The organism is Streptomyces sp. NPDC090025, from assembly GCF_044748125.1.
Classification (GTDB): Bacteria; Actinomycetota; Actinomycetes; order Streptomycetales; family Streptomycetaceae; genus Streptomyces.
Genome location: NZ_JBIVFL010000012.1, coordinates 13511 through 27339 on the forward strand (window position 1 = coordinate 13511; position 13829 = coordinate 27339).

Annotated in this window: 13 protein-coding genes; 4 read left to right on the forward strand and 9 right to left on the reverse strand. The window is 73.8% G+C overall.

Annotated features, from left to right (window positions below; translation table 11 throughout):
• The first annotated feature begins 46 nt into the window (after positions 1 to 46).
• On the forward strand, positions 47 to 961 hold the full coding sequence (locus ACIPXM_RS24950; RefSeq protein ID WP_401659239.1) for an NAD(P)-dependent oxidoreductase: 915 nt from the start codon (positions 47 to 49) through the stop codon (positions 959 to 961).
• On the opposite strand, the gene ACIPXM_RS24955 is transcribed toward ACIPXM_RS24950, so the two are convergent.
• Together ACIPXM_RS24955 and ACIPXM_RS24960 are read right to left on the reverse strand one after the other, a co-directional pair.
• Positions 958 to 2124: an alpha-hydroxy-acid oxidizing protein gene (locus ACIPXM_RS24955; RefSeq protein WP_401659242.1), complete on the reverse strand. Its 1167-nt coding sequence runs from the start codon at positions 2122 to 2124 to the stop codon at positions 958 to 960. The genes ACIPXM_RS24950 and ACIPXM_RS24955 overlap by 4 nt on opposite strands.
• Before the next feature lie 156 nt (positions 2125 to 2280).
• Positions 2281 to 2880 carry a Type-2Aa cytolytic delta-endotoxin gene (locus tag ACIPXM_RS24960; RefSeq protein WP_401659245.1) on the reverse strand — a complete coding sequence of 200 codons (600 nt, stop codon included), beginning with the start codon at positions 2878 to 2880 and terminating at the stop codon, positions 2281 to 2283.
• Positions 2881 to 3005: 125 nt separating this feature from the next.
• Here ACIPXM_RS24960 and ACIPXM_RS24965 point away from each other — a divergent pair, with 125 nt between their 5' ends.
• The 3 genes from ACIPXM_RS24965 to ACIPXM_RS24975 all read left to right on the forward strand — a co-directional run bounded on the left by ACIPXM_RS24965 (position 3006) and on the right by ACIPXM_RS24975 (position 6217).
• Complete coding sequence (locus ACIPXM_RS24965; RefSeq protein ID WP_401659247.1) at positions 3006 to 4217, forward strand: YncE family protein; 1212 nt, start codon at positions 3006 to 3008, stop codon at positions 4215 to 4217.
• 123 nt (positions 4218 to 4340) lie between these two features.
• Complete coding sequence (locus tag ACIPXM_RS24970; RefSeq protein WP_401659249.1) at positions 4341 to 5228, forward strand: DUF6585 family protein; 888 nt, start codon at positions 4341 to 4343, stop codon at positions 5226 to 5228.
• Between the two features lie 188 nt (positions 5229 to 5416).
• Entirely contained in the window at positions 5417 to 6217 is an 801-nt protein-coding gene (locus tag ACIPXM_RS24975; protein ID WP_401659251.1) for a VOC family protein, read from the forward strand.
• A gap of 114 nt (positions 6218 to 6331) precedes the next feature.
• Here the strand turns inward: ACIPXM_RS24975 and ACIPXM_RS24980 are convergent, their stop codons facing one another.
• The 7 genes from ACIPXM_RS24980 to ACIPXM_RS25010 all read right to left on the reverse strand — a co-directional run bounded on the left by ACIPXM_RS24980 (position 6332) and on the right by ACIPXM_RS25010 (position 13731).
• Positions 6332 to 7924: a hypothetical protein gene (locus tag ACIPXM_RS24980; protein ID WP_401659254.1), complete on the reverse strand. Its 1593-nt coding sequence runs from the start codon at positions 7922 to 7924 to the stop codon at positions 6332 to 6334.
• 115 nt (positions 7925 to 8039) lie between these two features.
• Complete coding sequence (locus ACIPXM_RS24985; protein WP_401659258.1) at positions 8040 to 8234, reverse strand: hypothetical protein; 195 nt, start codon at positions 8232 to 8234, stop codon at positions 8040 to 8042.
• Between the two features lie 181 nt (positions 8235 to 8415).
• On the reverse strand, positions 8416 to 9087 hold the full coding sequence (locus ACIPXM_RS24990) for an ABC transporter ATP-binding protein (RefSeq protein ID WP_401659261.1): 672 nt from the start codon (positions 9085 to 9087) through the stop codon (positions 8416 to 8418).
• On the reverse strand, positions 9080 to 10135 hold the full coding sequence (locus ACIPXM_RS24995) for an ABC transporter ATP-binding protein (protein ID WP_401659852.1): 1056 nt from the start codon (positions 10133 to 10135) through the stop codon (positions 9080 to 9082). Before ACIPXM_RS24995 ends, ACIPXM_RS24990 begins: the two co-directional genes overlap by 8 nt.
• Positions 10136 to 10191: 56 nt before the next feature.
• Positions 10192 to 11130 (reverse strand): ABC transporter permease, encoded by a 939-nt coding sequence (locus ACIPXM_RS25000; protein ID WP_401659264.1) that lies wholly within the window; start codon positions 11128 to 11130, stop codon positions 10192 to 10194.
• Positions 11123 to 12115 carry an ABC transporter permease gene (locus tag ACIPXM_RS25005; protein ID WP_401659267.1) on the reverse strand — a complete coding sequence of 331 codons (993 nt, stop codon included), beginning with the start codon at positions 12113 to 12115 and terminating at the stop codon, positions 11123 to 11125. The genes ACIPXM_RS25000 and ACIPXM_RS25005 overlap by 8 nt, the downstream gene beginning before the upstream one ends.
• A complete protein-coding gene (locus tag ACIPXM_RS25010; RefSeq protein WP_401659270.1) occupies positions 12112 to 13731 on the reverse strand; it encodes an ABC transporter substrate-binding protein in 1620 nt (539 codons plus the stop codon). The genes ACIPXM_RS25005 and ACIPXM_RS25010 overlap by 4 nt, the downstream gene beginning before the upstream one ends.
• Between the last annotated feature and the right edge of the window lie 98 nt (positions 13732 to 13829).

Genomic DNA, 13829 nt, shown 5'->3' on the forward strand with positions numbered 1-13829 from the left:
CAGTCTGTCATCAGCTCACCGCACCACCCGCACAAGGAGTTCCGCCATGTCCGCATTCCCCCAGTCCCCCGCCGCCGCCACGCCCGCCACGCCCGCCGCCGTCACGGTGCTCGGTCTCGGCCCGATGGGCCGGGCGCTCGCCGGGGCCTTCGTGGCCGCCGGGGTGCGCACCACCGTCTGGAACCGCACCCCGGGCCGCGACCGCGAGCTGATCGAGCGCGGCGCGCACGGCGCGGCGAGCGCGGCCGAGGCGGTCGCGGCCAGCCCGCTGACCGTCGTCTCGGTGGTCGACTACGACGCATCGGACGCCGTGCTGCGCACCCCCGAGGTCACGGCGGCGCTGCGCGGCCGCACCCTGGTGAACCTCACCGCCGACACCCCCGAGCGGGCCCGGGACACCGGTTCCTGGGCGGCCGGGCACGGCATCGCGTACCTCGACGGGGCGATCATGACGCCGACGCCGACCATCGGCACGCCGGACGCGGTGGTGATCCTCAGCGGCCCGGCCGACCTCGCGGCGGCGCACGGCCCGGTCCTGGACGCGCTCGGCGGCGCCCGTACCCACCTCGGCGAGGACATCGGCCGGGCCGCCGCGTACGACATCGCTCTGCTCGACATCTTCTGGACCTCGATGACGGGCTACATGCACGCCCTCGCGGTGGCGGGCGCGGAGGGCATCAAGCCCGGCGAACTGGCCCCGTTCGCACAGGGCATCGCCGTGATCATGCCGCCGCTGTTCGAGGGCTTCGCGGCGGACATCGAGGACGGCGGCTTCTCCGGCGAGATCAACCCGCTGACCTCCGCGCTCTCCTCCCTCACCCACATCGTCCGCGCCTCCGAGAACCACGGCATCGACGCGAGCCTGGCCCGCGCCGCCGAGGGCCTGGCCCGCCGCACGGTGGCCCTGGGCCACGGCGCGGACGGCTACTCGCGGATCGCGGAGTTCCTGGGCCGCCGCTAGAGGCGGCGCAGGGCGCCGTCCGCGCGCAGGGCCGGCAGGGTCGGGTAGCCGTCGACGGCCATCAGGAGGTCGGTCTCGGCGAGCAGGGTGCGCAGGACGTGGACGATGCCGTCGGTGCCGTCGAGGGAGAGGCCGTACGCGTAGGGGCGGCCGACGGCTACCGCGGTGGCGCCGAGGGCGAGGGCCTTGGTGACGTCGGCGCCGCTGCGGACGCCGGAGTCGAACAGGACCGGGAGCCCGTCGGCGGCGGCGACCACGTCGGGGAGGGCGTCGAGGGCGGGCAGGCCGCCGTTGGCCTGGCGGCCGCCGTGGTTGGAGCAGTAGATCCCGTCGACGCCGCCGTCCCTGGCGCGGCGGACGTCCTCGGGGTGGCAGATGCCCTTGAGGAGGATCGGCAGTTCGGTGAGCGAGCGCAGCCAGGGCAGGTCGTCCCAGGTGAGCGGGTTGCCGAAGATGCCGGTCCATTCCAGGACGGCGGCCTGCGGGTCCTCCTCGGGGGTCTTCGCGAGGCGGGCCCGGAACACCGGGTCGGAGGTGTAGTTGGCCAGGCAATGGCCGCGCAGCTGGGGGAAGTTGCCGGTCGCGAGGTCGCGCGGGCGCCAGCCGGTGACCCAGGTGTCGAGGGTGATGACGATGCCCTGGAACCCGGCGGCCTCGGCCCGGTGCACCAGGCTCTCGGCGAGCGCCCGGTCGGTCGGGGTGTAGAGCTGGAAGAAGCCGGGGGTGTCGCCGGACGCGGCGGCGACGTCCTCGAGCGGGTCGACGCTCAGCGTGGAGGCGATCATCGGGACGCCGGTGCGGGCGGCGGCGCGGGCGGTGGCGAGGTCGCCGTGGCCGTCCTGGGCGCACAGGCCGATGACGCCGATGGGCGCCATGAGCAGCGGGCTGGGCAGGGTGCGGCCGAAGAGTTCGACGGTGAGGTCGCGCCGCGCCGCGCCCACCATCATCCGGGGCACCAGGCCCCACCGGTGGAACGCCTCGGCGTTGGCGCGCTGGGTCTGTTCGTCGCCCGCGCCGCCGGCGACGTACGACCAGACGGAGGGCGGGAGCGCGGCCTCGGCCCGCCGTTCGAGCTCGGCGAAGGACATCGGGAGGGTGGGCAGGGTGCCGAAGAGCCCGTTCAGGTAGATCTCGTTCTGGTAGTCGCCGAACCGCTGGTCCATGGTGCCGCTCGCCCTTCCCCTGCCGGTCCCGGCGCCCGTCCGGGTGCCGGTCGGACACGGACGCTACCGCCCGGTAGGGCGTCTGGCCATGGCCCGGGACGGCGGGCCTCGGTCGGATCGGACGCCTCGTCGACAGGTCGCCGGTCAGGTCGCCGGTCAGGCGGTGACGGGACTCGCGGCCAGCTCCTGGCGGACCACGATGGCGTTGAGCCGCAGCGCGAACGGCACGATGTCGGTCATCGCGAGCGCGCCGACACCCGCCTTGTCCCGGTGGACGGTGACGTCCACGCAGAAGGCGATGGCGTGCAGATACGCGCCGGTCTCCGGGTCCTGCAGGGCGAAGAACAGGTCACGGTAGTAGCGGGTGCGGTCGGCGCCCTCCTCGTAGTACGAGAGTCCCGGCGCCCCGCCGGGCGCCGCCTCCTGCTCGGCGAGGCCGGTGAACGCGGCGACCAGCTCGCGCTCGACGGTGCCCCAGAACCCGGCCTCGGCCGCCTCGGGCGGCAGCGCCTGCCGTACCGCCTCCTTGAGCGAGAGCACCATCACCAGGACCGGCGCCTGCTCCTGGAGGCCCCAGCCGCGCACCATCCGCACGATGGTGGCGTCGGGGAGCGCGGCGGCGGCGGCCCGGATGTGCTCGAAGTCGTAGTTGACGGTGGCCGGTGCGATGGCCTCCTGGAAGGCGTGGGCCAGGGCCTCCGCCTGGGTCCGGTGCGCGGGGTCGACCTCGATGACCGTCTTGAAGCTCGCGGCCAAGACTCCTCCTTCAACAGTTTGTTGAGCAAAGTGGCGTCAGTATGCCGCAGGGGCCGGGTCGGCCGACCCCCGGACCCCCGGGTCAACCGATCGGCTGACCCGGAGGTCCGGGCGTCGGCCGGAGCATGGGAAGCGGGAGCCCCTGCCCGGGGACCCCCCGCCCGGTCCGTCCCCTCGCCGCCCAGGAGTCCGCCGTGAACCGAACCCGAGCCCTCGTCGTGCTGGCCGCCTCCGTCGCGCTGCTCGCGGGCTGCGCCCAGGGCGCGGACCCGGCCACGCCCGGCACCCGGGCCGCCCCACCCAGCACCACGACCACCACCCCGACCACACCCGTCACACCGTCCACGCCCGCCACCGGGAAGACCCCGGCCGGCACCCTGCTCGTCGCCGACTTCGGCGCCGACACCGTGACCTTCGTGGACCCGGCCCGTGGCCCGATCGGCTCGGTGCGGGTGGGCACCGCCCCGTACGGGTTCGTCGTCGGCGCGGACGGCCGGGCCTGGGTGGCCACCGCCGAGGGCGTCGCGGTCGTCGACACGGCGAGCCGTACGCGCGTGGCGCTCGTGCCGTACCGGACCGCGACGGGCCCGGTCACGACCGGCGAGTACCGCGGCGGCGGCATGGGCATCGCGCTCTCCCCGGACGGGCGGCGGGCGTACGTGGGCGTCAACGTGCCCGGTGGCAACGGCACCCTGGAGGTGATCGACACGGCGTCCCTGAAGGTCACCGACCGGGTTTCGGTCGGGCGGCGGCCGTTCGACGTCGACGTCTCGCGCGACGGGGCCGAGGTGTACGCCACCGACCACGACTCCTTCGACGTGACCGTGGTCCGCGCGGACACCCTGCGCACCCGGCGGATCGAGGTGGCGCCGTACGGCACGGCGGGCGGGCTCGGCTCCTGGCTGAAGCCGCACTACGCGGTGGTCAGGCCGTCGGACGGCAAGCTGCTGCTGCCCTTCGAGGGCGAGCGGCTTGTCGAGCTCGACCCGCGCACCGGACGGTCGGAGATCCGGCGGATGACCGCCGACACCCATCAGCACGGGGCCACGATCACCCCCGACGGCACCCTGTTCGTGGTGGGTACGGGTCCCATCGACCCGGCGACCGACGAAGGCCCTTCGCTCACCGTCCGCAAGCCGGACGGCACCGAGCGGGTCATCCCGCTCGACGGGCCGCACGAGGACGTGGCCGTGTCGCGCGACGGCCGCACCGCGTACGTGACCGGCGGCTTCACCCGGGACGGCTACTGGGACGGTCTGACGGTCGTCGACCTGACGGACGGCAGCACCCACCGGCTCGCCGCCGGTTCCCGCCCGCTCGGCATCGCGGTGCTGTAGCCCGCATCCCAACTCCCGTACGGTCCACGGTCGTTCCCGGGTCGATCCGGCGGCCCGCCAGGCCGCCGAAAGGCTGGCCCGGCAGCCACCCCCGCTGTCAAAATGCGGTCGGGGGGATGCGCGATGGAGCGACTCGACCGGGTGACCGTACCGCCGCCGGACACGGCGGCGACCAGCGCGGCGCGGCAGGCGGGCCTCGGCGCGTACCTGCGGGCCTTCCGGGCCCGGCACGGGGACATCGGGAGCACCCCGCCCACCGGCAGCCGCGAGCGGCGGGCGGCCCTGGTGCTCGCCACGGCCGCGGCCGGTCTGGCGGTGCCGGCGACCGTCAGCAGGCTCACCGGTCCCGCGTTCGGCGTCCCGCTGCTGCTGCTCGCGTTCGCGGCGGCCGGGCTCGCGCTGTGGCGTGCGCTGCGGTCGCCGGGACGGACGCCGGAGGCGGGGGCGGGGCTGCGGCCCGCCGAGTACGTCTATCTGTACGAGCGCGGCCTGGTCTGCCCCGGCCCCGGCGGGACGGCCCGGGCGGTGCCCTGGCAGGCGGTCACCGCGATGCACCAGGACGTGACCCGGACCGGCGCCGACGGCCGCTACACCGGCACCCACTACGCGTACCGGCTGCTCACCGGGGACGGGCACGGGGTGGCGGTGGGCGGGTTCCTGAACGAGGAGACGGTGCCCCGGCCCGCGGACTCGCAGATCAGGGAGCTGGCGCAGATCGTCCTGGACGAAACGGTTCGGCGGGCGCTGCCGCCCGCCGTGACCACCCTGGAGGCGGGCGGCCGGGTGGCCTTCGGCGAGATCGCGGTGGACGGGCGCGGGATCGCGCTGCCGTCGGGGACGGCGGCGTGGGAGCGGGTACGGCTCTGCGAGTGGCGCGGCGACGGGCTCGTGGTGGTGCGGACGGCCGGGGCGGGCCGCTGGGCGCGGGAGGCGAAGGACATCCCGGACTTCCCGGTGTTCTGGACGCTGGTGAAGGAGCTGTTCCCGGAGGCGCGCGAGGTCCGGCGCTGAGCTCGCACGGACGGGCACCCGCCCACCGCGGTCGTGGCCCCCCCGGATCACCACCGACCGGCCCTGACCGGCCCCGGGTCACGGACCGTAGCCACTCCCGGCCTCGTGCGTCACCGAGCGGAGGCGGCCGTACGTGACTAGCGTGACGGTAGAGACAGACGTCATCGATCCGGAAGCGAGTCATCGTCATGACCTCACGACCTCTGGGCACGCCGGTCTGGACCGACGCGATGTTCACCGATGTGGAGGGCGCGAAGTCGTTCTACGCCGACGTGCTGGGCTGGACCTTCGGCGAGTCCTCATCGGAGTACGGGAACTACACCCAGGCGTACAAGAACGGCAAGGCGGTCGCGGCGGTGGTGCCGCCGATGCCCGGGCAGGACGGCGAGCAGCAGTCCGCCTGGTGTCTGTACTTCGCCTCGCCCGACGCCGCCGCCACCGCCGAGAAGATCAGGGGCGCGGGCGGCACGGTCCTGATGGAGCCCATGCAGGTGGGCGCTTTCGGCACGATGTGTCTGGCGCAGGACCCGACGGGCGCGGTGTTCGGGGTGTGGCAGGCCGGTGAGCACGTGGGCTTCGAGCTGGAGGGCGAGACCGGCTCGTACGTGTGGGCCGAGGTGTTCACCCGGCAGCCGGCGCGGACCGACCCGTTCTACACGGAGGTGTTCGGCTACGGATCGAAGGCGATGAAGGACGACAGCATCGACTACAAGGTCTTCGACCTGGGCGGGCCGCAGCCGGTGCTCGGCCGGATGCTGATGACCGCCGACGACTTCCCGCCCGAGATCCCCCCGTACGTGCAGATCTACTTCGGTGTCGACAACTGCGACAAGGCGGTGGAGAGCGCCGAACGGGCCGGCGGGCAGAAGGTGTTCGGACCGATGGACAGCCCGTTCGGGCGGTTCGCGGCGGTCCTGGACCCGCAGGGCGCGGCGTTCGCGGTGATCGACGTACGGACGACGGTCGGCGAGATGCCCGAGATGGAGTGAGCGGTCCGGCAGCCGCTTTTCGACACGACCCGGGCCCGGTACGGAACTCCCGTACCGGGCCCGGGGTTTGACGTCAGGCTTTTGGCGCGCGGTTCCTGGCGTACGGGGCGACGGTCAGGCAGTGTCGCGGACGGCGACGATCCCGTTGAACACGCCGACGTACGCGGTGCCGTCCGGACCGAGGGTGATCGGCGCCCAGTTGTTGTCGTAGGCGGTGCCGGTGCCGGTGAGCCGCTGCCAGACGCGCTTGCCGGTGCGGAAGTCGACGGCGGTCAGGTACCAGGCGTCGATGCCGAGGGCGTTGGGCCGCTTCTCGTAGAAGTAGAGCAGTCCGTTGACGGTGGAGAGCTTGGGCACGGTGGACGGTGAGCGGACGTCGCTCTGCCAGACGGTGTCGCAGCCGCTGCCGTCGGGGCGGACGTCGACGCGGGTGACGCCGCCGACGACGCTGCGGCCTAGGGTGAGCGAACCGGGGTTCTGGTAGCCGTAGTTGTTCTCGACGATGAGGCTGTCGCCCCAGCTGATCAGGGAGTTGTCGGTGGTGGAGGCGCCCGCGCCGAAGACCGGGACCTTGCAGACCAGCCGGTCGGCGGCGGCGACGTCGGTGCCGCGCCGGAAGACGAGCACGTTCATCCGGTCGTCGGCGTTGTCGGTGATGGCGACGTAGCGGGCGCCGCGCTGCCCGAAGAGGTCGGGGGTGGTGCCCGAACCCTGGTTCACCGAACCGGGTTTGGTGCCGGTGCCCCGGTCGTACTCCTGGCGCCACTGGATCCGCGGGGTGCCGTCGGGGTCGGCGCGGAAGCTGTAGAGGGCGTGGTCGGAGACGATGGAGATGCCGTCCTCGGCGACCGAGAAGGAGTTCTGGATCTCCTCGCCGTCGAGCCGGACCGCCCGCAGGGTGCCGGTCGCGGGGTCGACGGTGCCGACCCGGCCGAGCCGGGTGATCCACCAGATCCGGCCCTGCCAGTCGGGCATCACCGAGGTGACGGGGTCGCAGACGCCGCTGGGGAAGAGGTTGGTCCAGCTGACGCAGTCGTGCGGGACCAGCGGGGTGAGGTCCCAGTCGTTCTCGACGGCGAACTCCCAGCCGCCGTCGGGCTTCTGGCGGTGGGCGATGCGCAGCACGTGCTGGCGGGAGTCGGCGAGCACCACCCGGTCGCGGTCGTCCAGGTAGAAGTAGGCGCCGCCTGAGGTGTCCTTGAAGATCTTCTCGAAGTCGAGGCGGGTGATCGCCTCGACGGTGGAGGAGCGCTGCGGCAGCTGGTACTCGGCGAGGGTGTCCAGGGTGCGCGGGTCGAGCAGCTTGAGCAGGAAGCCGCTGAAGGTGCCGCAGACGGTGACGAGCCGGCCGCCGGAGTCGAAGGTCACGGTGGCGCACTCGCCCCCGAGCGGGGCGATCTTCTCGCTGTCGACCGCGGGCGCCTTGCCGAGCGGCCCGGGGAACGGGTGGGTGCCGCTGCCCGCCGCGTCGGCGTGCATGCCGCTGCGCCCGTTGGGGGCGAGGTACGGGTGCTGGGGCGGGGCCTCGCCGGGGACGGGCACGGCGGTCGCGGGGCCGCCGATATAGGAGTCGACGAGCCGGTGGCCCGGGGCGAGGGGGATCTCGTCGCCGAGGGCGACGGGGGCGGTGAGCGCGAGCACGGTCGCGCTCACCGCGGCGATCAGCGCGAGTGCGCGGGCTCGCCTGCTGGGGGGTCGGGTGGTCAATGCGGCTCCTCGGGTCCGTGCGGTGGTCGCGCCGGCGGCCGACGCTAGGCCCGAGTGCTTGAGATGTACATGGAAACGCGGCCCGCTTCACGGGCACTTCACACCAGGGAAACGATCAGGGCCGCAGGCTGGAGACCACGTTGGCGGTGGCGGCGACGCCGTTGTGGATGGTGGGCGCCATGCTCGTGCCGGCCAGGCAGAAGCCGAGCAGCGCGCAGGTGAGCGCGTGCGAGAACTTCAGACCGCCGCTGCGGAGAAAGATCACGGCCAGGATCAGCAGCAGCACGACGACGGAAACGGAAATGGCCACCGGGACTCACCCTCCTCGCGCCGCACCGGAATTGCGGCGTTCGGCGGACAGTGTGACGGAACGGACGATCCGGACGGCGGTATGGCGTGGCGGCCATCCGGGTGACTTTCCGGAGCGACCCGTTCCCTCCGCGCCACGCCTGCCACGTCCGCCCGGCCGCCGGTCGCCCGCCGACCGGTGGCTAATCGGTGGACCGTGGGTTCGCGAGCCCCGCCCACTCCACCGTTCGGTCGCACCAGCGTTCGAGGAGCACCCGGTCGTGGCCCACGGCGAGCAGCCCGGCGCCGGTCTCGGCGCGATAGCGCTCGACGGCGGCGACCAGGGCCGCCGTCGTGGAGGCGTCCAGCATCGCGGTCATCTCGTCGCAGATCAGCCAGCGCGGCCGGAGCACCAGGGCACGGGCCAGACAGGCCCGTTGCAGCTGACCGTCGCTGACCTCGTGCGGGCGGCGGGTGAGCAGGTCGTCGGTGAGGCCGACGGCCGGGACGAGCGCGGCGAGCCGGTCCGCGGCCTCGGCGCGCCGTCCGGTGGCCCGCAGGGGTTCGGCGATCAGGTCGGCGAGCCGGAGCCGCGGGTCGGCGGAGAGCCTCGGCTGCTGGAAGACCACGCCGAGCGCGGTGCGCTGTGCCCGGGGGGCGCGGTGGCGCCAGCCCCGTACCTCCGTGCCGTCCAGGACCACCCGGCCCGCGTCCGGGCGGTGCAGCAGGGCGGCGACCCGGGCCAGCGTCGACTTGCCGCAGCCGCTGGGGCCGAGCAGGCCGACCGACTCGCCGGGGGCGACGGTGAGCGAGACGTCACGGACGACGGGCGCGTGGCGCTCGTACCCGGCGGTGACGGAGTGGAGTTCAAGCATGTGCGGCTCCCGACAGGTCGTCTCCACGGGCGTCCGGGGCCGGGGCGTCCGAGGCCGGGACGTCCGGGTGGTGGCAGGCCAGGCCCGCCGTGAACTCCGGCCGGGTCGCCGCGCAGACGTCCGAGGCGAGGGCGCAGCGCGGTGCGAACGCGCAGCCCTCGGGCAGTTTCGACAGCTCGGGCGGCAGCCCCGGGATGGGGGTGAAGGAGCGTTCCGGCAGGGCGTCGAGCAGACCGCGCGCATAGGGGTGGCGAGGGCCCGGGGCGCCGAAGAAGCGGGCGGCGGGGGCGATCTCGACGATCCGTCCGGCGTACATGACGGCCACCCGGTCGGCGACCCGGCGGGCCGCCGCCAGGTCGTGGGTGATGAGCAGCAGCGCCTTGCCCGCGTCGGCGTGGCGGCGCAGTTCGTCGGCGGTGCGGTCGACGAGTTCCCGGTCGAGTCCGGTGGTCGGCTCGTCGGCGAGCAGCAGCGGCGCGTCGCCGATCAGCGCGAGCGCGGTGGCGGCCCGCTGGGCGAGGCCGCCGGACAGCTCGTGCGGATAGCGGTCGAGGTGCCCGGCCGGGAACGCGGCCCGCTCCGCCGCCGCTTCGGCCGCCGCCCGCCGTTCGCGCCGGGGCGTGTCGGTGAGGGCCCGTACGGTCTCCTCCAGGTGCGCCCGCACGGTCCGTACGGCGGTCAGGTGCGCGGCGGGACTCTGCGGTACGAGGCCGATCCGGCGGCCCCGTACGGTGCGGGCCAGGGTGGTCTCGTCGGCGGCCAGGAGTTCGACGGCGGGGCGGTCGGGTCCGGCCGCCGTGAGCAGGGCGCTGCCCTCGGTCTCGGCGTTGGCGGGCAGCAGGCCGAGCAGCGCCGAGGCGAGCACGGACTTGCCGCAGCCGCTCTCGCCGACCAGGGCCAGGCACTCCCCCGGCGCCAGGTCGAAGGCGGCGTCGGTGACGGCGGCGACGGTGCGGCCGCCGCGCAGCCGGAAGCGGACGGTGAGGCCGCGGACGCTGAGGACGGCGCCGTCGGCGCGTTCGGCGGTGGCGGCGTCGAGGGCGCGCACGAGCCGTTCGTGCGCGGGGTCCGAACCCCCGGCCGGGTGTCGCCCGTTCGGCTCGTTCACAGCATCAGCTCCGATCGGCGGCGCGGATTGAGCCGGTCGCGCCACACCCCGGCGAGTCCCGCGATGGCGAGCGTCGGCACGATGAGCAGCAGTCCGGGGAAGAGCGTCGGCCACCAGTCGCCCGCGAGCAGCGAGGAGCGCGCGGACTGCACCAGGTTGCCGAGGCTCGCCTGGTGGCTGGGCAGGCCGAGGCCGAGGAAGGACAGGGCCGACTCGTGCCACATGGCGTGCGGCACCATCAGCACGGCGGCGAGGCCCGCCTGCGGGAGGACGGCGGGCAGCAGGTGCCGGACGGCGACCCGCCACCGGCTCGCGCCGCCGGAGACCGCCGCGTCGACGAACGGCCGGGAGCGCAGCGACAGCACCTCGGCGCGGACGATCCGGGCGGTGGAGAGCCAGTGGGTGAGCGCCACGGAGACGATCACCGGCCAGACCCCGGGCCGGAACATGGCGACGACGAAGATGCCGAGCAGCAGGTGCGGCACGGACGAGAAGGCGTCGACGATCCGCATCACGAAGCGGTCGAACCGGCCGCCGAGCGCGCCCGCCGCCGCGCCGACAGTGGTGCCGATGACGGTGGCCACGAGCGCGGCGACCAGGCCGACGAGCAGCGAGACGCGCAGCCCGTACACACAGCGGAGCAGCAGGTCGCGGCCGACGTCGTCGGTGCCGAAGGGGTGGTCCAGGGAGGGCGGCAGGAGTTTCCGGCCGAGGTCGACGGCCTGTTGGTCGAGCTGGACCAGCGGCGGTACGAGCAGCACGGCGAGCACGACGGCGGCGGTGACCAGGGCCGAGGTCCACAGCCGCAGCCGCCGGGTGCGGTCGCCGCCGCCGACCGGTCGGCGCGGGCCCGGGCGGCGGGCGCCGGACTTCGGGCGGCGCGGGCCGGACATCGGCCGGGCGCCGGACTTCGGCCGGGTGGTGGTGTCAGCCATCGAATCCCACCCGGGGGTCGGCGAGCCCGTACAACAGGTCGGAGAGCAGGTTGCCGAGCAGCACGGCGGCCGTGGCGAGCACGGTGAGGGCCGCGAGCAGCGGGAAGTCGACCGAGACGGCGGCCTGCACGGTGGCGGCGGCGATGCCGGGCCAGCTGAAGACGGTCTCCACCAGGAGCGCCCCAGTGATGAGTTCGGGCACCCGGGAGCCGATCAGGGTGAGCATCGGCAGCATCCCGGAGCGCAGCGCGTGGCCGGTGAGCACGGTGCGTTCGGCGAGGCCGCGGGCGCGGGCGCCGCGTACCGGGTCCTCGTCGAGGGCGTCGCCGACGCCCTGGCGCACGTACAGGAAGAACCACGGGAGCTGGGAGACGCCGAGCACGAGCGCGGGCAGCACCAGGTGGGTGGCGACCTGCCCGGCGGTGACGGTGTCGCTCGCGGTGTCGGTGAGGCCGCCGGCCGGGAGCGCGCCGAGGTGGAGCGCGAAGAACCAGATGGCGAGCAGCCCGAGCCAGAAGGCGGGGGCGGCTTCCAGGGTGTACGCGAGGGAGCTGACCGCGCGGTCGAGCAGGCCGCCGCGGCGGCGCCCGGCGAGGACGCCGAGCAGGGTGCCGAGGACGATCGCGACGAGGAAGGCGGTGGCGGCGAGCAGCGCGGACCAGCCGATGCGTTCGACGACGACGTCGGCGACGGGCTGGCGCATCACTCCGGAGTCGCCGAGGTCGCCGCGGACGGCGCCGCCGAGCCACTCCCACCACTGGGTGAGCCAGGGGCGGTCGACACCGAGGTTGGCGCGCAGTTCGTCGAGGTTGGCCTGCGAGGCGGTGAGGCCCGCGGTGCCCGCGTACGCCTTCACGGGGTCGAACGGGGAGGCCGCGGCGACGGCGAAGACGCCGAGCGTGACGCCGAGGAGAACGGGGACGGCGGCGAGCGCGCGCCGTCCCGTCATCCGGGCCATGGCCCCCCAGGGGAGGCGGCGGCTCACTTCTTCGGCTTCCAGTCCTCGACGTTCCACCAGGGGCCGGAGCCGAGGCCGTGGTCGTGCGGCTCGACCTGGGTGGTGAGTCCGCCACGGCCCTCGTCGCCCGCGTCCCAGCGGTCGTTGACGACGTACAGGTGGTCGACGTGGGTGAGGAAGGTGTAGCCGGGGTTCTTCACCAGTTCGCGCTGGACGGTGTCGTACGCGGCCCGCCGCGCGGCCGGGTCGTTCGTGCGGCGGCCGTCCTCCAGGGCGCGGTCGACGGCGGGGTCGGCGAACCAGGCCATGTTGTTGAAGCCGTCGCCCGCGAGCTCGGACTTGAGCAGCAGGTACTGGTCGAAGTCGGGGTCGCCGGGCGAGCCGCCGCCCGCGAGGACCGCGTCGGTCTTCATCCGGGGCTCGATGACCTCCCAGGTGCCGGCCTGGGTGGTGATGTCGATGCCGGCCTTCTTGGCGTCGGAGGCGTAGGCGAGGGCGTGGTCCTGGCGGAGCTTGTCGCCGGAGAGGTACCAGAGCGGGAAGGCGGCGCGGACGCCGTTCTTGACCCGGATGCCGTCGGGTCCGGGCTTCCAGCCCGCCTCGTCGAGGATCTTCTGGGCCCCGGCGAGGTCGTGGCGGCGCTCGGTGCCCTTGGCGAACCACGGGCTGTCGGTGGGGACGGGCCCGTAGGCGGGCTTGCCCGCGCCTTCGAGGATCTTGTCGACCATGGCCTGCCGGTCGACGGCGAGGTCGAGCGCGCGGCGGACGGCGGTGTCACCGGCGGCCTTGTTGTGGGTCGGCAGGGTGACCGTGCGGTAGTCGTAGGTGGTGGCCGCGTAGGTCTTCTTCGCCTTGTCGTTCTTGAAGCCGTCGGCGAGGTTGGGCGGCAGGATGGCGGCGTCGAGGTCACCGGCGCGCAGCCGGGTGGCGCGCACGTCGTCGTCCTTGACGACGGCCATGGTGAACTTCTTCACCGCCGGGGCGCCGCCCCAGTAGTGCGGGTTGGCCTGGAAGGTGAGCTTCTCGCCCTTGGACCAGCCGGTGAGGACGTACGGTCCGGTGCCGACGGGCTTGGTGGTGAAGGGCCCGCTGTTGACGTCCTGGGCGCCCGCGACGTGCTGCGGGGCGATGGCGAGGACGGTGCGCTCGGCGAACGGCGCGTAGGGGTACTTCAGGGTGAAGACCACGGTGTCGTCGCCGGTGGCCTTGACGCTCTTGAGGGCGTCGAGCTCGGTCCTGGACGGGTTGTTGGTCTTCGGGTCGAGGATCGTCTCGTAGGTGAAGACGACGTCCTTGGCGCTGAAGGGCTTGCCGTCGCTGAAGGTGACGCCCTGGCGGAGCTTGTACGTGTACGTGAGGCCGTCGGCGCTCACGGTGGGCAGCGCGGCGGCGAGCGCGGGCCGCAGCTGCATCCCGGCGTCGAAGGCGAGCAGACCGTCGAAGATCTTGGAGTTGCCGTCCTTGCCGTAGCCGAGGAGCGGGCTGAGGGTCTCGGGCTCGAAGGCGATGCCGACGACCGCGGAGTCCTTGGGTCCACCGGCGCCCGCGGCGCCGCCGCCGGGGCTTGAGCAGGCCGCCGCGGTGAGGGCGGTGGCCCCCGTGAGTATCGCGGCGGTCGCGCGGCGGACGGTTCGGGCGGCCATGGGTCCACACCCCTCAAAGATCAACTGTTATTGCCAAAGCATTGCAATTAAACAGTATGTGAGGAGTGTGGCCGGACATGACTCCTTACGGAGGTCGG

Bases quoted from the DNA above. Each gene is read 5' to 3' on its own strand.
- ACIPXM_RS24950 (WP_401659239.1), top strand. From the start codon at position 47: ATGTCCGCATTCCCCCAGTCCCCCGCCGCCGCCACGCCCGCCACGCCC.
- ACIPXM_RS24955 (WP_401659242.1), bottom strand. From the start codon at position 2,124: ATGGACCAGCGGTTCGGCGACTACCAGAACGAGATCTACCTGAACGGG.
- ACIPXM_RS24965 (WP_401659247.1), top strand. From the start codon at position 3,006: ATGGGAAGCGGGAGCCCCTGCCCGGGGACCCCCCGCCCGGTCCGTCCC.
- ACIPXM_RS24970 (WP_401659249.1), top strand. From the start codon at position 4,341: ATGGAGCGACTCGACCGGGTGACCGTACCGCCGCCGGACACGGCGGCG.
- ACIPXM_RS24975 (WP_401659251.1), top strand. From the start codon at position 5,417: ATGACCTCACGACCTCTGGGCACGCCGGTCTGGACCGACGCGATGTTC.
- ACIPXM_RS24990 (WP_401659261.1), bottom strand. From the start codon at position 9,087: ATGCTTGAACTCCACTCCGTCACCGCCGGGTACGAGCGCCACGCGCCC.
- ACIPXM_RS25000 (WP_401659264.1), bottom strand. From the start codon at position 11,130: ATGGCTGACACCACCACCCGGCCGAAGTCCGGCGCCCGGCCGATGTCC.
- ACIPXM_RS25010 (WP_401659270.1), bottom strand. From the start codon at position 13,731: ATGGCCGCCCGAACCGTCCGCCGCGCGACCGCCGCGATACTCACGGGG.